Source organism: Pseudomonas sp. LAMO17WK12:I1 (assembly GCF_900177315.1).
Taxonomy (GTDB): Bacteria; Pseudomonadota; Gammaproteobacteria; order Pseudomonadales; family Pseudomonadaceae; genus Aquipseudomonas; species Aquipseudomonas marginalis.
The window spans coordinates 19540-38226 of record NZ_FWZV01000017.1 but is presented as its reverse complement, the minus strand read 5'-3'; the positions used below and the strand labels follow the sequence as shown (position 1 = coordinate 38226).

The 18687-nt window shown below is 62.5% G+C and carries 15 protein-coding genes and 2 pseudogenes; 8 read left to right on the top strand and 9 right to left on the bottom strand.

Translation table 11 applies throughout. The features are described from left to right. The first annotated feature begins 62 nt into the window (after positions 1-62). From B9N88_RS27555 to B9N88_RS27540, 4 genes are all read left to right on the top strand, one after another. Complete coding sequence (locus tag B9N88_RS27555) at positions 63-842, top strand: PhzF family phenazine biosynthesis protein (RefSeq protein WP_027606931.1); 780 nt, start codon at positions 63-65, stop codon at positions 840-842. A 36-nt stretch (positions 843-878) separates the two neighbouring features. After that, complete coding sequence (ggt, locus tag B9N88_RS27550) at positions 879-2708, top strand: gamma-glutamyltransferase (RefSeq protein ID WP_051429385.1); 1830 nt, start codon at positions 879-881, stop codon at positions 2706-2708. A gap of 23 nt (positions 2709-2731) precedes the next feature. Continuing rightward, positions 2732-3454, top strand: a complete 723-nt coding sequence (gene pgeF / locus B9N88_RS27545; protein ID WP_027606933.1) for a peptidoglycan editing factor PgeF — start codon at positions 2732-2734, stop codon at positions 3452-3454. Between the two features lie 121 nt (positions 3455-3575). After that, the gene (locus B9N88_RS27540; RefSeq protein WP_027606934.1) at positions 3576-3890 is read left to right on the top strand and encodes a helix-turn-helix domain-containing protein; all 315 of its coding nucleotides are present in this window, start codon (positions 3576-3578) and stop codon (positions 3888-3890) included. A gap of 26 nt (positions 3891-3916) precedes the next feature. On the opposite strand, the gene ddlA is transcribed toward B9N88_RS27540, so the two are convergent. Continuing rightward, positions 3917-5011 (bottom strand): D-alanine--D-alanine ligase, encoded by a 1095-nt coding sequence (gene ddlA / locus B9N88_RS27535; protein ID WP_027606935.1) that lies wholly within the window; start codon positions 5009-5011, stop codon positions 3917-3919. A 44-nt stretch (positions 5012-5055) separates the two neighbouring features. After that, positions 5056-5694 (bottom strand): LysE family transporter, encoded by a 639-nt coding sequence (locus tag B9N88_RS27530; RefSeq protein ID WP_027606936.1) that lies wholly within the window; start codon positions 5692-5694, stop codon positions 5056-5058. A 137-nt stretch (positions 5695-5831) separates the two neighbouring features. Here B9N88_RS27530 and B9N88_RS27525 point away from each other — a divergent pair, with 137 nt between their 5' ends. Then, entirely contained in the window at positions 5832-6641 is an 810-nt protein-coding gene (locus tag B9N88_RS27525) for an AraC family transcriptional regulator (protein ID WP_027606937.1), read from the top strand. Positions 6642-6647: 6 nt separating this feature from the next. On the opposite strand, the gene B9N88_RS27520 is transcribed toward B9N88_RS27525, so the two are convergent. The 4 genes and pseudogenes from B9N88_RS27520 to B9N88_RS27510 all read right to left on the bottom strand — a co-directional run bounded on the left by B9N88_RS27520 (position 6648) and on the right by B9N88_RS27510 (position 9035). After that, positions 6648-7223 carry a flavin reductase family protein gene (locus tag B9N88_RS27520; protein ID WP_027606938.1) on the bottom strand — a complete coding sequence of 192 codons (576 nt, stop codon included), beginning with the start codon at positions 7221-7223 and terminating at the stop codon, positions 6648-6650. A 58-nt stretch (positions 7224-7281) separates the two neighbouring features. Beyond that, a pseudogene (locus B9N88_RS33405) lies at positions 7282-7710 on the bottom strand (methyl-accepting chemotaxis protein); the annotation flags it as partial. A 111-nt stretch (positions 7711-7821) separates the two neighbouring features. Then, positions 7822-8508 (bottom strand): annotated as a pseudogene (locus B9N88_RS33400) (PAS domain-containing protein); the annotation flags it as partial. Positions 8509-8702: 194 nt separating this feature from the next. Continuing rightward, a complete protein-coding gene (locus tag B9N88_RS27510; RefSeq protein WP_027606940.1) occupies positions 8703-9035 on the bottom strand; it encodes a DUF2790 domain-containing protein in 333 nt (110 codons plus the stop codon). A gap of 225 nt (positions 9036-9260) precedes the next feature. Between B9N88_RS27510 and B9N88_RS27505 the strand changes: the two genes are divergently transcribed. From B9N88_RS27505 to B9N88_RS27495, 3 genes are all read left to right on the top strand, one after another. Continuing rightward, positions 9261-10580 (top strand): OprD family porin, encoded by a 1320-nt coding sequence (locus B9N88_RS27505; RefSeq protein WP_027606941.1) that lies wholly within the window; start codon positions 9261-9263, stop codon positions 10578-10580. Between the two features lie 339 nt (positions 10581-10919). After that, positions 10920-11594 carry a heavy metal response regulator transcription factor gene (locus B9N88_RS27500; RefSeq protein WP_027606942.1) on the top strand — a complete coding sequence of 225 codons (675 nt, stop codon included), beginning with the start codon at positions 10920-10922 and terminating at the stop codon, positions 11592-11594. Next, entirely contained in the window at positions 11591-12994 is a 1404-nt protein-coding gene (locus tag B9N88_RS27495) for a heavy metal sensor histidine kinase (protein ID WP_027606943.1), read from the top strand. Before B9N88_RS27500 ends, B9N88_RS27495 begins: the two co-directional genes overlap by 4 nt. 115 nt (positions 12995-13109) lie before the next feature. Here the strand turns inward: B9N88_RS27495 and B9N88_RS27490 are convergent, their stop codons facing one another. The 3 genes from B9N88_RS27490 to B9N88_RS27480 are packed head-to-tail and all read right to left on the bottom strand — an operon-like array spanning position 13110 to position 18617. Then, complete coding sequence (locus tag B9N88_RS27490) at positions 13110-16253, bottom strand: CusA/CzcA family heavy metal efflux RND transporter (RefSeq protein WP_027606944.1); 3144 nt, start codon at positions 16251-16253, stop codon at positions 13110-13112. An 18-nt stretch (positions 16254-16271) separates the two neighbouring features. After that, a complete protein-coding gene (locus B9N88_RS27485) occupies positions 16272-17378 on the bottom strand; it encodes an efflux RND transporter periplasmic adaptor subunit (RefSeq protein WP_027606945.1) in 1107 nt (368 codons plus the stop codon). An 18-nt stretch (positions 17379-17396) separates the two neighbouring features. Then, positions 17397-18617, bottom strand: a complete 1221-nt coding sequence (locus tag B9N88_RS27480) for a TolC family protein (RefSeq protein ID WP_027606946.1) — start codon at positions 18615-18617, stop codon at positions 17397-17399. Positions 18618-18687 lie beyond the last annotated feature (70 nt).

Sequence of the window (18687 nt, the reverse complement as noted above, 5' to 3'; positions counted from 1 at the left end):
TTTGACGCCCTCCCTTACCACTGTTAGTGTCCAGCCTCCCCCCACGCACGGAGTGCTTCACGGTGAAACTGGACATCTACCAAGTCGACGCCTTCAGCCAACATGCCTTCGGCGGCAACCCTGCCGCGGTGTGCCCGCTCACCGAGTGGCTGCCCGATGAGCAACTGCAGCATATCGCCGCCGAAAACAACCTCTCCGAAACCGCCTACTTCGTGCCCCGCGATGGGTTCTATGAGTTGCGCTGGTTTACCCCGCAAGTCGAAGTCGACCTGTGCGGCCATGCCACGCTGGCGACAGCGTGGGTGTTGATTCACGCGCTGGCGGATGCACCCCAGATGCTGCGCTTTGCCACCCGCAGCGGCGAGCTACGGGTGACGCGCAAGGGTGATGAGCTGGCGATGGATTTCCCCGCCCGGCAACCACAGCGCTGCGAACCGCCCGCTGGAATGTTGAGTGCCCTGGGGATCGAGAGCGCCGACGTGTTCGGCACCGATGACTACATCGTGCTGGTGGACGACGAAGCCCAGGTCGCCGCGCTGACGCCTGACTTTTCGCGGCTCAAGGGCCTACCCAAGCGCGGGATTGCAGTCACCGCCAAGAGCACCCGGTTTGATTTCATTTCGCGCTGGTTCGGGCCGAATGTGGGGATCGATGAAGACCCGGTCACCGGTTCGGCACACACCTCGCTGGCACCGTTCTGGGCCGAGCGCCTGGGCAAGTCGCACTTGACGGCCGAGCAAGGGGGCCAGCGCAAGGGCCAGTTGCACTGCGAGCTGCAGGGCGACCGCGTGATTATTTCCGGCAAGGCAGTGTTGTACATGCAAGGCACGATTTACCTGTAAACCGCAGCGCCCCACGGACAACAGATCATTCGCACAATGAACGGAGTTCAGCACGTGTTTTCGATTTCCCGCCGCCAACTGTCACTCATGGCCGCAGCCCTGACCCTGGCTGCCTGCCACACCCCGGTCAACGACCAGCCACCGGCACCGGAGTTGGGCTCGGGCTATCGCACCGACCTCAGCACCCGCCATGCCGAGCGCCATATGGCCGCCGCCGCCAACCCGCTGGCGGCCGAGGCCGGCCGCGAGATGTTGCGCCAGGGCGGCTCGGCCATTGACGCCGCCATTGCGATGCAGGCGGTGTTGACCCTGGTGGAACCACAATCCTCCGGCATTGGCGGCGGTGCGTTCATCATGCTGTGGGACGGGAAAAACGTGCACGCCTATGACGGCCGGGAAACGGCTCCGGCCGGGGCGACCGAGCGGTTGTTCCTGAACGCCGACGGCACGCCGATGGCCTTCACCGACGCACAGATCGGCGGGCGTTCGGTGGGCACGCCCGGGGTGCTGCGGGCCCTGGAAATGGCCCATAGGAAGACCGGCCGCCTGCAATGGGCCAAGCTGTTCGAGCCGGCGATTCGCTTGTCGGAGCAGGGCTTCGCGATTTCACCGCGCTTGCACAGCCTGATCGCCGCAGACCGCTTTATCCCGCAATCGCCGGAGATGGCGGCCTACTTTCTGAATGCCGACGGCACGCCAAAAGCCGCCGGTACACGGCTGAAAAACCCGGCGCTGGCCGCTGTGTTCAAGCGCATCGCCAAGGAAGGACCGGACGCCTTGTACCACGGGCCGATTGCCGATGAGATTGCGCGCAAGGTGCAGGGCAACCGTAATGCCGGCAGCCTGACTCAAGCCGACCTCAAGGGCTACGTCGCCAAGGAACGCGCGCCGTTGTGCACCGATTACAAACGCTGGAAAGTCTGCGGCATGCCGCCGCCGTCCTCAGGCGGGATTGCGGTCGCGCAGATGCTCGGCACATTGCAGGCCCTGGAAGCCCGCGACCCGCGCCTGGCCATCGCGCCGATGACACCGATAAAAAGCGCTTCGCCTGCCGGGCTTGAGCCCACGCCCGAGGCCGTGCACCTGATCGCCGAAGCCGGTCGCCTGGCCTTTGCCGACCGTGCGCTGTACGTGGCCGATGCGGACTTCACACCGGTGCCGGTGGCCGGCCTCGTGGCCCCGAACTACCTGGCACAGCGTGCCACGCTGATCGGCGAGCGCAGCCTGGGCATCGCCAAGCCAGGCCGACCGGCCGGTATTCAAGTCGCGTATGCACCGGACCGTTCGCCGCTGCGCATCTCCACGTCACAAGTCGTCGCCGTAGATGACCTGGGTGGCGCCGTGTCGATGACTACCACGGTGGAAGCAGCGTTTGGCTCCCATGTAATGGTCCAGGGCTTCTTGCTCAATAACCAGATGACCGACTTCTCATTCATCCCCGAAGAAAACGGCCAGCCGGTCGCCAACCGCGTGCAACCCGGCAAACGCCCGCGCTCGGCGATGGCGCCGACCCTGGTGTTCGACCGCGAGAGCGGTGAATTGCTGGCTACGCTCGGTTCGCCGGGCGGCTCGCAAATCATCGAGTACGTGAGCAAATCCCTGGTGGCGCTGCTCGACTGGAAACTCGACCCGCAAGCCGCCATCGGCCTGCCCAATTTCGGCAGCCGCAATGGGGCTACCGAGCTGGAGGCCGGGTTGTTCAGCCCAGGCCTGAAGCAGGTATTGAAGGACAAGGGCCATGAGCTGAGCGAGATCGACATGACCAGCGGCATCCAGGCCATCGTGCTCAAGCGGGACGCCCAGGGTAAGGTGTCGCTCAGCGGCGGCGCCGACCCTCGGCGCGAAGGCGAGGCGCTCGGCGACTGATTTTATTGAACGGAGGTAAGCCCTTGCATCAGGCTGAAAATCTCGCTGCCATCCCTGGCATCGACCACGGTTTCTGTTCGATCGACGACCCACGGCGCCCGGATGAAGTGTTCATCTGCAAGCAAGTGCACAGCGCCTCTGTGATTGAATGGCAGGCCGGCCAGGTGGCCAATACGATCGAGGCCGATGGTGTGTTGACGCACCACGCTCACTCGATCGCGGTGATCACCGCCGATTGCCTGCCCATTCTGTTCGCGTCGAAAACCGGCGAACGGGTGGCGGCAGTCCATGGCGGCTGGAAGGGGCTGCAACGCGGGATTATCGCCAACGTCATGCAGCGCTTTGCCGCCGAAGGGATTGCAGCCGACCAGCTGCAAGTAGCTATCGGCCCCTCGATCAAGCCGTGCTGTTATGAAGTGAGCGACGGGTTTATCGCCGAGTTCCAGAGTGACCAAGGGCACCTGTGGCAACACGCCCAGGCGCCGTGGAGCTACGTGCAACCGGCACCGCTGCGGTCCCCGCAAATCAGTCCGCCCCATGCAAGGCAAGCAGGCAGTGCGTGGTTTGACTTGAGCGGGTATGGGTTGTTGCTGCTGCAAGCGGCGGGTGTCAAGCGTGAGCAGATCGACGTGAGCGAGGTGTGTACCTACTGCACGTCGCCGACGTTTGCCAGCTACCGCAGAAGGACGCATCAGCCGGAGGAAGCGAAGACGTTGATTTATTCGTGGATTGCTCGCACAGACTAATAGGAGAAGGCCTACAACACTCTTTCTCAAATCCTCTACATGTCTTCAGAGATTTACGGCAAGGGCGCTACGGAGAATATTCCAGCGCACATCCTGTACAAAATTGCGAAGGAGATGAACCATGCCTCTCACTGATAAACAACTGCAGGAACGTGACGCCAAACGCAATATCGGCGAAGAATTACTGAGCGCTGTTCAGGATGTTAAAGCAGGACGCTACGGCGCCATGCACCAGGTCGAAATCACTCAAGCTGCCGAAGCAAGAAGCAAGACAGGACTGTCGCAACCCAAATTTGCCGAGCTTTTGGGGGTTTCGGTAAGGACCCTTCAGGAGTGGGAACAGGGGCGTCGTTCCCCCTCCGGCGCAGCACGCTCACTGCTGCATATTGCGGCCATAAGGCCAGACGTTTTTCGGGAGGTCCTCAGTAAGGCCTGATGGCATTACTGGCCACTCCCTGAAGATCAACGGCTGATCTTCAACCCCTTCCGCCCCGCATGCCGCTCCAACGCCAGCTCGATCAACCGGCTCACCAGCTCGCTGTAGCTCATCCCCGCCGCCTGCCACAGCTTGGGGTACATGCTGATGCGGGTGAAGCCGGGCAGTGAGTTGATTTCGTTGATCAGCACTTCGCCGTCGTCGGTCAGGAACACATCGACCCGCGCCAACCCCGCGCAGCCCAACACCTCAAATGCCTCAAGGGCCAAGCGGCGAATCCGCTCACTGGCTGCATGGCTGATGTCCGCCGGCACCACCACCTGGGCCGCCTGGCCGTCGATGTATTTACTGTCGTAGGAGTAGAAACCGCTGTTCACCACGATCTCGCCGCAGCCGCTGGCCACAGGGTTTTCGTTGCCCAGCACGGCGCATTCAATTTCGCGGCCCTGAACCGCCGACTCCACCAGCACCTTTTGATCAAAACCCAGGGCCAGTTCAACGGCGGCGTGGTACTCAGCCTCGTTGCCAACCTTGCTCACGCCCACCGAAGAACCCTGGTTGGCCGGTTTGACGAACATCGGCAGGCCGAGTTTATTCACCGCTGTTTCAAAGGAAGTACGCGCGGCGTTGCTGCGGGTCAGGGTGATGAACGGCGTCACGGCAATGCCTGCGTCGCGCAGCAGGCGTTTGCTGATGTCCTTGTCCATGCACACCGCCGAGCCGAGCACGTCGGAGCCGACGAAAGGCAGGTCAGCCATGCGCAACAGGCCTTGCAGGCAGCCGTCTTCGCCGAGGGTGCCGTGGACGATGGGAAAGATCACGTCGATGTGTGCCAGCAGGCCGTTACCGGAGGTTTCCACCACCTGCTGGCTGGCCTTGCCGGGTACCACCGCCAGTTCGCGGTTGGATTGGTTGAGTGCGATGAGTGCTGGGTTTTCCTGGTTGATCAGGAAGTTCGAGGTGTCGTTGAGGTGCCAGTGGCCGGCCTTGTCGATGCCGATCAAAACCGGCTCGAAGCGGGTGCGGTCGAGTGCATCGACAATATTGCGCGCCGACTGCAACGAGACCTCGTGCTCGGCCGAACGGCCACCAAAAATAATCCCTACCCGCACCTTGCTCATGACCCGGCCTCACTGTTGAAAGTAAGGCTTCTTACCACGGACGGTCAGCGATTCGCTACCAGGTGTGCGCCGAACAACACGTAGCAACCGCCGGCAAAACGGTCGAGCCATTTGCGCGAGCGGCTGTAGAGGTTGGCCATGTGCGCACTGGAAAACACCAGGGCCACGCAGGAATACCAGCTGAACGACAGGGTGGCCATGGTGATCACCGCCAGGGTCAGCAGCATCGGCGACGGCGACGGCGGCATGGTGGAGGCGAAGATGGTGGCGACGAACAACGCGGCCTTGGGGTTGGACAGGTTGCCCAGCAACCCCAGGCGCCAGGCGGAAAACAACGAGCGGCGCGCTTCGTCCGGCAACAGGCTCTGGCCCATCGCCGGTGCCGAGCGCTTGAACAGTTTCAGCCCCAGGTAAATCAGGTAGCAGCCGCCGATGATCTTGAACGCCAGGTACAACATGGGGGCGGCGGTAAACAGCGACTTGATGCCCAGCCCACCCGCCAGCCCCCACATGATCGTGCCAGTGGACACGCCCGCCGAAGCCACCACGCCATGGCGGCGCGAACAACTGGCAGCCAACTGTGCGGTGTTGAAGAAGTTGGGACCCGGCGTCACCACCGCCACCGTCCACAGCAGGGCCAGCGAGACCAGAGGCGCCACATAGGTGGGGTTGATAAATTCCATGGGGCGGCTCCATCAGCGCAGGGCACGAGCAGGGAGCATAGACCTCGCCCGCCGCCTGCACAATCGTACAAGACCCCGGCAGACAAGGGATGCAGACTGGGTTAACGTGTTTCCACCTCTTTTTGTGACAAGCCACCATGGGCAAACCGACCCGCAACTTCGACTGGCTGCACCGTGCCCCCCATGCCAGCGGCCTGGACCGTATCGAGGCGTACTTCGCCGGTTTCGCCTTCGACCCCCATCGCCATGACACCTATGCCATCGGGCGTACCTTGTCTGGCGTACAGAGTTTTCACTACCGCGGCGACATGATCCACAGCCTGCCCGGCACGACCATGGTGCTTCATCCCGATGAGACCCACGACGGCCACGCCGGCAGTGAGGAAGGTTTCAAGTACCGGATGATTTACGTGGAGCCGTCGCTGATCCAGCAGATCCTTGGCGGCAAGCCATTGCCGTTTATCCCCGGCGGCTTGTCCACTGACCCCAGGCTGTTCCGCGCCAGCGATGTGCTGCTGCAAAACCTGGATAACCCCATCGATCCGTTGCAGGAACAGGATGCGATGTTCGACCTGGCCCACGCGCTGAGCAACGCCGCGGGCGCCATCGTCAGCCGCAAGGCGTTCGATTACGTCGCCGCCGAGCGCGCCCGTGAGTTTATCCACAGCGCCCTGGGCCGCAGCATCACCCTGGACGAAATGGCCGACCACGCCGGCCGCGACCGCTGGGCATTGTCACGGGACTTTCGCGTGCTGTTCGGCACCAGCCCCTATCGCTACCTGACGATGCGCCGTCTGGATCTGGTGCGCAGTCTGCTGGCACAGGGGCAGTCGCTGGTGGACGCGGCGCTGACCGCCGGCTTCACCGACCAGAGCCATATGACCCGGCAATTTCGCAGCACCTACGGTATGCCGCCGTCGCGATGGGTGAAGATGCTCGGGCGCTGAGTGCGCTTATAGCGAATGCCCATCGATGGGCTCGCCGATGCTCAGGAAATGCCCACCCGCTACATGGTGCAAGGTGCGTAACTGATCATGCCCTTCAAAGTGCCAGCGGCCTTCGCTGAACACACGCTCGTCGGCATAGGCTGCAACCACTTCGCCGAGGAACAGGTCATAGGCCTGCTGGTTGTGGGGCTCGGGGAGCAAGCGGCATTCCAGCCAGGCTACACAGCCTTCCAGCAACGGTGCCTGCGTGTGTTCACCGTTGAAGGTTTGCAGGCCATAAGCGGCGAACTTGTCACGCTCGGTGCCGGTGGTATTGCCGACCGTCTGCACGAGGTCGACCTGGGCCACACAGGGCACCTGCAGCACGAAGCTGCCGGCACCTTCCAGCAATTGGCGAGTCCAGGTGGCCTTGTCCAGCACCACGGCGACTTTCGGCGGTTCGAAATCCAGCGGCATGGCCCAGGCGGCCGCCATGATATTGCGCTGGCCGTTGTGGGCCGCACTCACCAGCACGGTTGGCCCGTGGTTGAGCAAACGATAGGCCTTGGGCAACGGAACGGGGCGGCAGTGGGTAGGGCTCATGGAGGATCGGCTCTTCAAACGAAAAAACCTACGATACCTCAAGCATCAGCCCTATGGATCAGCTCGACAGTTGGTTAGCGAATTGTCCTACGGCGCTGACCACCTTCTGTGCGCCGTCCTGGATCTCCACGATCACCGTGCCCGCTTCCGCCGCCAGGGCCAGGCCTTGCTCGGCTTGCAGGCGGCCGTCGGTCATCAGGGCCACCGCGTCGCGGGCCATATCCTGGTTCTGACGCACCACACCAACAATTTCCTCGGTGGCTTTGCTGGTCCGTGATGCCAACTGGCGCACCTCATCGGCCACCACCGCAAAGCCCCGGCCTTGCTCGCCGGCACGTGCCGCTTCGATGGCCGCGTTGAGCGCCAGCAAATTGGTCTGTTCGGCAATGCCGCTGATGGTCTTGACGATGGTGCCGATCACTTGGGATTGCGCGTTCAGTGCCTCGATGCCTTCACCCGCCGCCTGCATGTGCGTGGCCAGGTCGCGCATCACCTCCACCGCCTGCGTCACCACGGTGGTACCGCGCTGGGCGCTGTCGTCGGTATGCAACGAGGTGCTGTAGGCAATGTTCGCGGCCTCGGCGACGGCTTGCTCCCGATTGACCTGATCGGTAATCACCGTGGCGAACTTGACCACTTTGTACAAACGATCATTGGCGTCCAGCACCGGATTGTAGGTGGCTTCCAGCCACACCACGCGGCCATGGCTGTCCACACGCTTGAAGCGCGCTGCGACGAATTCTCCGGCGTTCAGGCGTTTCCAGAAATGCTGGTACTCGGCGCTGTTGTACTCCTGCGGCTCACAGAAGATACGGTGATGCTTGCCCTGGATCTGCGCCAGGCTGTAGCCCATGCCGCTGAGGAAACGGTCGTTCGCGGTCAGCACGTGCCCATCCAGGTCAAACTCGATCACGGCGGTGGAACGCACCAGCGCGGTGATCAGGTTTTCATGCTCGCGCGACGCTTCGATGGTGCGGGTGAGGTCGCTGGAGTAAATCGAAAAATGCTTGATGCGCCCATCGGAACTGCGCACCGGCTGCACAATCGAGCGCAACCAGGCTTCCTGCCCGTTACCGCGCATCAGGCGTACGGCGCCGGCGAAATGCTCACCGCGCAGCAGGGCGTTCTTGAAGCGCTGCTGGAATTCGTCCTGGCGCACATGGGCGGGCACCAGGTCTTCGATGGGGCGCCCCAGCAGCGTGGAACTCTGGTAGACCAGTTCCTGCAGAAAGTTGGCATTGGCCCATTCAACCCGACCTTCTGCGTCCAGCGTCAGGCAGAGCATTTCGCTTTCCAGGCTCTCCCTGACCTGTTGCAAGCTGGACAGTTCTTCGCGAAGAGCGGACAGCTCCTGCTTCAAGCGGGTGTTAAACATAGGGCACCGAGGTCGATGGGAGAGAAGTATCAGATCTGCATCGGCCCTATGGGCTGTTTCTGAAGCGAACTCAGGCGCTACACCCCACTCTTTTTTTGACGCCATTAACTGCCGTTATTCCGGCACACGCCCATGACTTGGTACTCCAACGTGGTGAGCTTGCCGCTGGAGTCTTCATAGGTCATGCGCGAAGGCACGGTATTGCACGCGCGGATCGGCGGCGTCACGTTGACCACCTTGGCAATGTCCAGGTCCATGCCATAGCGATACACCTGGACCTGGGGCGCCGGCTTACCGTTTCTCTCGGCGTAGGCGGCCATGGTTTTTTCATTGCGTTCCATCATCAGGGCAAAGGTCCGGTCCCCCCCGCCTTCGGCCAATGCGCCGAATGACAGGACGGCCGTTAGTACACCCACGCCTGCGGTAGAAAAGTTCATCACCTGTTCCTCGACTGAAAGTTCAGTGCCGAGACTAACGAACGAACCCTGACGCGATGTTCACCAGAACATTACTTATTTGTTAGGTGGCGACGAGCTTCCAGAATTGTAATGTTCACGCCACCCAATCGTTATCCACGGTTTGCAACTATCAGCCCGGGCCAGATCAATAAGAACGCCCGCCTCCATAAGAAGCTGATAACTGCCAACACCGAGGAGCGAAACATGCGGATCCGTTATTACACCCTTCCCCTTTCACTGATCGCCACATTGCCCCTGGCAGCCGTGGCCGCGGAAGACAAACCTGAAGGGTTTATCGAAGGCAGCAGCGTGAACGTGCTGGCGCGCAATTTTTACTTCAACCGCGATGACCGCAAGGGCCAATCCAGCCCCACCGGTAATGGCTATTCCGAAGCCTGGGCCCAGGGACTGATCGGTCAATTCGAATCCGGTTTTACCCAAGGCACCGTGGGGTTTGGCCTGGACGCCTTCGCCATGGTCGGCGTGAAGCTCGACTCGGGCACCGGCCGCAGCGGCGGCAAGGGCTCGTTCGGCGTGCTGCCGGTGGACAGCAACAACCATCCTGAAGACAACTACAGCAAGGTCGGCGGCGCGGCGAAACTGCGGGTATTGGACACGGTGATCAAGGCCGGCGACGTGTTCCCGCTGACCCCCGTGGTGGCCTACGGCGATTCGCGGGTGTTGCCGGAAAGCTTCCGTGGCGTGACCCTGCAGAACACCAGCCTGGAAGGCCTGACCTTGCAGGGCGGGCGTCTGAGCGGCATGAGCCAACCCAACGAAAGCGGCATGAACAAGGGCTTTGCGACGTTTTACGCAGGCCCCGTGGACTCGCCCTGGATCGGCTATGCCGGTGGTGATTACCAACTCAACAAACACCTGAGCCTGAGCCTGTACAGCAGCCGCCTGAAGGACGCCTGGGACCAGTACTACGTCGGCAGCGCCGCCAGTTACCCGCTGAACGAAGACGTTTCGCTGTTCGGCGACATCAACTACTACAAGGCCGTGGACGAAGGCAAAAAGCTGCTGGGTGAATTCGATAACAGCATCTGGAGCGCCCGGCTCGGCGTGAAGGTGGGCGCCCACAGCCTGGCCGTTTCGCACCAGCGCAACAACGGCGATGACGACTTCGATTACCTGCGCCAGTCGGACTCGATCTTCCTCAACAACTCGATCCAGTACAGCGACTTCAACTCGCCCAAGGAGCGCTCGTGGATGCTGCGCTACGACCTGGACATGCAGCCATTCGGCATTCCCGGCCTGTCGTTCATGACCCGCTACGGCAAGGGCACCGGCGCCGACTACAGCAACGCCAACGCGGTGTATATGCGCCGCGATGCCGCCGGCGATCCGCTCACCGACCAACGCCGCTGGGAGCGGGATATCGAAGCCAAGTACGTGGTGCAAAGCGGCAACTTGAAGGACTTATCGCTGCGACTGCGCCAGGCCACCGTGCGCTCAAGTTCATTCGAGTCCGACCTTGAAGAAGTCCGCGTCATTATCGAATACCCACTGGCGGTGCTTTAAGACGCGCTTACATTCACTTGCCGATGCCCTACATCTGTTCACAGGTTGAAGTCTGTCAGAACTGTAATATCGGCCTCACCTTCTCGTTAAGTTGCACTTTTTATACTGCGCATCGAACACCTCTCATCTCTGCGGCTTTTGTGTAGCTCCTTTGGAACAGAGATGAATTTTATACGCCCCAGCCGGGGCGTTTTTTTTGCGTGCCCGATCAGTGACGAATCGTCGCACCGGCCTGACACGGCTTGACCCTAAAGCTACTTCAGGCTTCAGAGTTTTCCTACAGCCCATTCAAGCCTCTATGAGGCCATCTCCTTTCGTTTTCCTTGAAGGTAAATCCCCATGCGTATCCTTGTGGTTGAGGACGAGCAGAAAACCGCCGATTACTTGCAGCAAGGCCTGACCGAAAGTGGCTACGTCGTCGATTGCGCCGCCAGCGGCATCGACGGCCTGCACCTGGCCCGGCAGCACACCTACGAACTGGTGATCCTCGACGTGAACCTGCCCAACACCGACGGCTGGGAGGTACTGGAACAACTGCGCCGGGACGGCAACCAGCGCGTGATGATGCTGACCGCGCGCGGCCGCCTGGCCGACAAGATCAAGGGCCTGGACATGGGCGCCGACGATTACCTGGTCAAACCCTTCGAGTTCCCCGAACTGCTGGCCCGTGTGCGCACCTTGCTGCGCCGTAGCGAACATATCCCGCTGCCGGATGTGCTGCGCGTCGCGGACCTGGAGCTGGACCCGCGTCGCCATCGCGCCTATCGTGGCAGCCGGCGCATCGACCTGACCACCAAGGAATTCGCCCTGCTGCATGTGTTGATGCGCCAGGCCGGCGAGGTAATGACCCGCACGCAGATCATCTCGCTGGTGTGGGACATGAACTTCGACTGCGACACCAACGTGGTCGAGGTCTCCATCAGCCGCCTGCGCGGCAAGGTCGATGACCAGAGCGAGGTCAAATTGATCCACACCATTCGCGGCGTGGGTTATGTGCTGGAGGCGCGCCAATGAGGACCAGCAGCCTGTCGATGCGCCTGGGGCTGACGGTCAGCCTCATGGGCGCCGGGCTGGTGGTGCTGTTGGCGACCCTGGCCTACCTGGCCTTGAACCATGAGCTGGAAAAGCTCGCGCGCAAGGGCCTGGAAAGCAAGATGGAACAGCTCCAGCACAGCCTAGCGCTGGGCCTGGACACCCACGCAATCAAAGCCCGCCCCCACTCGTTGCTGGACCTGGTGATGGGCCATGACAATTTCTACCTGACCATCGTCGGCACCGCACCCGATAACGCGGTGCTGCTCAGTGTCGGCGCCAAACCCCAGGAACCGTTGCTGACCGACTTCTCCCCTCGGGAAACCCTCGGTTACCTCAACTGGCAAGACCAGGACGGCAACCAGGTACTCAGTGCCTCCAGCCTGATGCGCCTGGCCAGCGGCGAGCGCGTACGGGTGTTGCTGTCGCTGGACCGCAGGGATGACCAGGCCCTGCTCAGTGCCTACCTGCGCGCCACCCTCATCGCCCTGCCGATGCTGCTGGTCCTGATCGGCATGGGCGCCTGGTGGCTGGTGCAGCGTGGGTTGGCGCCGTTGAAGCAGTTCAGCCATGTCGCGGCCCAGGTGACGACCCAGGACCTGACCCACCGTTTATCCATCGACAACCTGCCCCAGGAGCTGGGCGAGTTGGCGCAAAGCATCAACGTAATGCTGCGTCGCCTGGACGCCGGTGTACAGCAGTTGTCGCAGTTCTCCGACGACCTCGCCCACGAGCTGCGTGCGCCGCTGACCAACCTGATGGGCAAGGCCCAGGTGACCCTGTCCCGCGAACGGCCCTCGGAGGAATACAAGGCGGGGCTGGAATCCTGCACCGAGGAAATGGAACGCCTGTCGCGCATCGTCTCCGACATGCTGTTCCTGGCCCAGGTCAGCCATCCGGCGGCGCGGGCCGGGTTTGGCCCGGTGTCATTGGGTGAAGAAGCACAACGGGTGATGGCGCTGTTCGCCCTCAGCGCCGAAGACAAACACGTGACCCTCAACCTGCGCGGCGACGCCTGGGTGACGGGCGATCGCCTGATGATCCAGCGGGCGATTTCCAACCTGCTGTCCAATGCCATCCGCCATACGCCCGAAGGCTCCAGCGTGCTGCTGCTGGTGGAGACCTACGACCAGAGCGTGGCGTTGTCGGTGGGCAACCCCGGGCGTGGCATCGAAGCGCACCACCTGCCGCATCTGTTCGAACGCTTCTACCGCGCCGACAGCAGCCGTACCCGCGCCGAAGGTGGCACGGGGCTGGGGCTGGCCATTGTGCAGTCGATCATGCAGCTGCATCAGGGGCACACCGACGTCAGCAGCCAGCCAGGCCGGTTTACACGGTTCAGCCTGGTGTTTCCTCTGCGCCTGAAAACAACGCAGGTCTAGGGTGGGAGGGGGCTTGCCCCCGATAGCAGTGTGTCAGCTGACACATGTATCAACTGACCCACCGCTATCGGGGGCAAGCCCCCTCCCACATTGTTTTGCGGTGTTTTTAAAGAACTCAGGCAGCCTCCTCTTCACGGCGATGGGCCCACTGGTACAACGCCGGCAGCACCAGCAAGGTCAGCAAGGTAGAAGAAATGATCCCGCCGATCACCACCGTCGCCAACGGACGCTGCACTTCGGCGCCGGTGCCGGTGGCCAGGGCCATGGGGATAAACCCCAGGGAGGCCACCAGCGCGGTCATCAATACCGGGCGCAGGCGGGTCAGCGCGCCCTCGTGGATAGCCACCGACAGCGAGCGTCCTTCCTCGCGCAGGTTGCGGATGAAGGCAATCATCACCAGGCCGTTGAGCACCGCCACGCCGGACAAGGCGATAAAGCCCACGCCTGCCGAGATCGACAGCGGAATATCGCGCATCCACAGCGCCATGATCCCGCCGGTCAACGCGAACGGAATCCCGGTAAACACCAGCAGCCCGTCCTTGAGGTTGTTGAACATCATGAACAGCAACCCGAACACCAGCAGCAACGCCACCGGCACCACGATCTGCAAACGCTCGGCGGCTTCCTTCAACTGTTCGAACTGGCCGCCCCAGGTGGTCCAGTAACCCGCTGGCACTTTCACCTGCGCCGTGATCGCCGCCTCGGCCTCTTCCACGAACGATCCCATATCCCGCCCGCGCACGTTGGCACTGACGATCACCAGACGCTTGCCGTTCTCGCGGCTGATCTGGTTCGGGCCGAGCACCAGGTCCAGGCTGGCGACCTGGGACAACGCAATGAACCCCAACTGCCCCGCCGCATTCCCGGCCAGCGCCGGCACCGGAATCAGCAGCCGCGACAAGCCGTCGATATCAGTACGCAGCGCGTCGGACAAGCGCACGACCATGTCGAAACGCCGGTCACCTTCATACAGGGTACCGGCCTGGCGCCCACCGACGGCGACGGCAATGGTGTCCTGCACATCGCCGACATTCAGGCCAAAGCGCGCGGCCTTGTCACGGTCGATATTGATGGTCAGCACCGGCAGGCCGGACGTCTGTTCGACCTTCACTTCCGAAGCGCCATCGAGGCCTTGCAGGGTCTCGGCAATGTCTGCGGCGGTGGTGTTGAGCACCGCCATGTCGTCGCCGAATACCTTCACCGCCACATCACTGCGCACCCCGGAAATCAGCTCGTTGAAACGCAGCTGGATCGGTTGCGACAACTCGTAAGCACTGCCCGGCACAATCGCACTGGCGCGCTGGATATCGGCGATCAGGGTTTCGCGGGATTTATTCGGGTCCGGCCATTGCGCCTTCGGTTTAAGCATCACGTAGCTGTCGGAAATATTCGGCGGCATCGGGTCGGAGGCGATTTCCGCCGTACCGGTACGGGCGAAGACCCGTTCGATTTCCGGCACCTGGGCCAGCAAGGTTTTTTCCAGTTGCTGCTGCATCTGCACCGATTGCGTCAGGCTGGTGCCGGGCACGCGCAGGGCCTGTTGGGCGAAGTCGCCCTCGCTGAGGCTGGGGATAAACTCACTGCCCATGCGGCTGGCCACCACGCCCGACGCAACAATGGTCAGCACGGCCAGGCCGAACACCAGTGGCCGGCGCGCCATCACCCAATCCAACACCGGCCCATAGGCCCGGCGCGCGGTACGCATCACCAGGTTTTCTTCTTCCTTGACCTTGCCGGTGACGAACAGCGCAATCGCCGCCGGTACGAAGGTCACTGACAAAATCATCGCCCCCAGCAGCGCGATCACCACGGTGAACGCCATGGGGTGGAACATCTTCCCGGCCACACCGGTGAGGGCGAAGATAGGCAGGTAAACGACCATGATGATCAGCTGCCCGAAGATCAGTGCACGCCGCGCTTCCTTGGCCGCCGCGAACACCTCGTGCAGGCGCTCGCTGCGGGTCAGCAGGCGGCCATGGCGCTGCTGCGCATGGGCCAGGCGGCGGATAGCGTTCTCGACGATCACCACCGCGCCGTCGACGATAATGCCGAAGTCCAGCGCGCCGAGGCTCATCAGGTTGGCGCTGACTTTGTGGGTGAACATGCCGGTAAAGGTGAACAACATCGCCAGGGGAATCACCATCGCGGTGATCAGCGCCGCGCGGATATTGCCGAGGAACAGGAACAGCACCGCGACCACCAGCAGCGCACCCTCGAAGAGGTTTTTCTTCACCGTGGCAATGGCTTTTTCGACAAGGTTGGTGCGGTCGTAGACGGTCACCGCCACCACGCCTTCGGGCAGCGAACGGTTGATTTGTTCGAGCCTGGAAGCCACCGCCTGGGACACCGTGCGGCTGTTTTCTCCGATCAACATAAACACCGTGCCCAGCACCACTTCACGGCCGTTTTCCGTGGCGGCGCCGGTCCGCAGTTCACGGCCGATCTCGACCTGGGCGACATTGCGCACGCGGATCGGCGTGCCATCGGACGTGGTGATGACGATATTGGCGATGTCGTCGATGGACGCCACCTGCCCCGGCGCGCGGATCAACAATTGCTCGCCGCTGCGCTCGATGTACCCGGCGCCGACGTTGGCGTTGTTGCGCTCCAGTGCCGTGACCAGATCGTTCAAGGTCAGGTTGTAGGCCGCCAGGCGCTTGGGGTCGGGGGCGATCTGGTATTCCTTGGCGAAGCCGCCGATGGTGTTGATCTCGGCCACACCGGGCACGTTGCGCAGTTGCGGCTTGATGATCCAGTCCTGGATCACCCGCAGGTCGGTCGGCGTGTAGGGCGTGCCGTCGTCCTTGCGGGCGCCCTCTTCAGCCTCCACGGTCCACAGGAAAATCTCCCCGAGGCCGGTGGAAATCGGCCCCATCGCCGTTTCAATCCCCACAGGCAATTGCTCGCGGGCAACCTGCAGGCGCTCGTTGACCAACTGGCGGGCGAAGAACAGGTCGGTGCCGTCCTTGAAGATCACCGTCACCTGGGACAAACCGGAGCGTGACAGCGAACGGGTCTGCTGCAGGCCCGGCAAGCCGGCCATCGCGGTTTCGATGGGAAAGGTAATGCGCTGCTCGGTCTCCAGCGGCGAAAAACCGGCCGCCGCCGAGTTGATCTGCACCTGCACATTGGTGATGTCGGGCACCGCGTCGATGGGCAGTTTCTGATAGCTGGCAATGCCGACACCGGCCATCAACAGCACCGCCAGCAGCACGATGATGCGCTGCTCGATGGCGAATTGGATAAGGCGCTCAAACATGGGAAATCACTCGCAGGATCAATGGGCGTGCTCGGCCGAGCCCTTGCCCAATTCGGACTTGAGGATGAAGCTGCCGGTGGTGGCCACCTGGGCTCCGGCCTCCAGGCCCTGGCGCACTTCGACGTAGCCGTTTTCACTGGCGCCAAGCTCAAGATGGCGGGTGATAAAACCGTCTGGGGTGCGTACGAAGACCGAGGGTTTTTCCTCGACGGTCTGGATCGCCGTTTGCGGCACGGTGACCTTGGCCTGGTAAGTGTCGGTGGCCAGTTGCACGGTGACGAACAGTCCAGGGCGCCAGGCGTCGTCGGGGTTGGGCACCGTCACACGTACGGTGGCGGTGCGCGTTTGCTCGCCGAGCAAATTGCCGACATAGGCCACGGTGCCCAGCACGTCGGTGCCCATTTCCGTGGAGCTGACTTTCACCGGTTTGCCGAGCCGGACCTTGTTCAAATCCTTGGGAAATACGCCGAAGGTGACCCACACCTGGGACAGGTCAGACAGCGTGAAGGCGTTACTGGTCTCGCTCACCACCTCGCCGACACCGAGGTGCTTTTCCACCACCACGCCCGCGAACGGCGCACGCAGTTCGTAACGATTGCCGCCGGCCAATACCGTGTTGCCGCTGAGCGCGGTCATTTTTTGGCGGGCATTGTTCAGCGCGATTTCGGCTTCTTGCAGGGTTTGGCGCGCCAGCAGGTAATCCTGCTCGGCGGAAATCTTGTCCTGCCACAGCTGGCGTTCACGCTGGAAGGTGATACGCGCCAGTTCAACCCGACGCTCGCTGGCCGCCAGCTCACTGCGCTGGTCGGAAATCTGCTGGCTGGCGATCACCGCGAGCAGCTCGCCCTTCTTCACCGCCTGGCCAAGATTGACCTTCACCGACTCCACCACACCGGCCGCGCGGGGGACGATATGCGAGGTACGGTCTTCGTCGAAACGCACCTCCCCTGGCAGCGTAAGCAATGTGCTGATCGACCGGGGTCGGGCCTCGGCGAGCTCGATGCCGGCGGCCTGGATTTGTTGTTCAGTCAGCTCGAGGGTGCCTTCTTCTTCCTCGGCGTTGGCCACGCCGGACAGCATCAGGCCCAAGGCGACGGCAAGCGCCACGCCGTGTCGTTTATTCATAAGGCACTCCAGAAAAAATCAAAACCGGGCGAGGTCGCCGTAAATCCGTTCGATGCGCAGCCAGGCATCGGTGGCCTGGGCGGTGGCCGCAAGGTATTGGGTGCGCGCCGCGATCAGGGTGCGCTGGGCGTCGAGCACGTCGAGGAAGTTGAACTTGCCCATCTCGAAGCCGCGGGTGGCGCTGTCCACCGCGCCTTGGGCGGCGGGCAGAATCTGCTGGTTGAATGCGCGCACTTCGCTGTTCGCGGTTTGCCACAGGTCCAGGGCCTGGCGCGTTTCGGTACGCAGGCGCAATTCGGCAGCGTTGCGCAGGTCGCGGGCCTGATCGGCACGGCGCGTGGCCGCGAGCACGTTGCCCTGGTTGCGGTTGAACAACGGAATCGGCATCGACACGCCGACCAGGTTCACCCGCTCGCGCACACTGGCGTCGTACTGACTGCCAATGGACACATCCAGGTCGGGAATACGCTGGGCTTTTTCCAGGCCCACGCTGGCTTCGTTCTGCACAATCTGCAGTTCGGCCAGGCGCAGTTCGGCGGTCTGTTCAAGGCGCGCCAACAGGTGCGTGGCGGACGGCAACGGCGGTGTGGAGTGGCTTGGCGTGGCGACGGCCTGGAAGTCGGTCGCCGCGCTGCCGGTACTGGCGGCCAGGCGACGATAGGCGTCGGTGAGGCCCATGTGTGCGCGGTTGAGTTCGAGGCGAATCTCCGACAACTGCACCTGGGCACGCGTGGCTTCCACCGGTGAGGATTTGCCGGCAGTCACGCGGCCGTTGGCGACCACCAGCCCGCGCTCGGCCAAGGCCAGGGAACGCTGGGCCAGGTCGAGACGTTCCTGGGCGCGCAGGGCGCCGTAATAGCCCTCGATCACCTCGGCGCGCAACGTATTGCGGCGCTGTTCCAAGGCCAGTGCGGCGGCGTCCTGGGCACGCGTCGCCACGTCAATGCGGGCACCGCGCTTGCCGCCCAGTTCCAGGGTTTGGCTGAGCTTGAGGGTGGTGGTGCGCGTATCGCGACGAGTGTCTTCGGCATCCCAGGACGCCACCGGATTGGGGATCAGCCCGGCCTGCTGGCGACCGCCCGCGGCGATCTCGATGTCCCATTGCGCGGCCGCCAGGTCGGGGTTGTTGGCGAAGGCGGTTTGCAGGGCGGCGTCGAGGGTGAGGGTTTGTGCCTGGGCAATGCTGGCGGCGCCCCACAACAGCGTCGCCCCCACCAGCTTTCTAACGGAAATTGCCATAACGAGAGTTCCACGCCCATAAAGTAAAAGCCGGGAGAATGTAGCGTTCGCGACTTATCAGAGCGGTGGA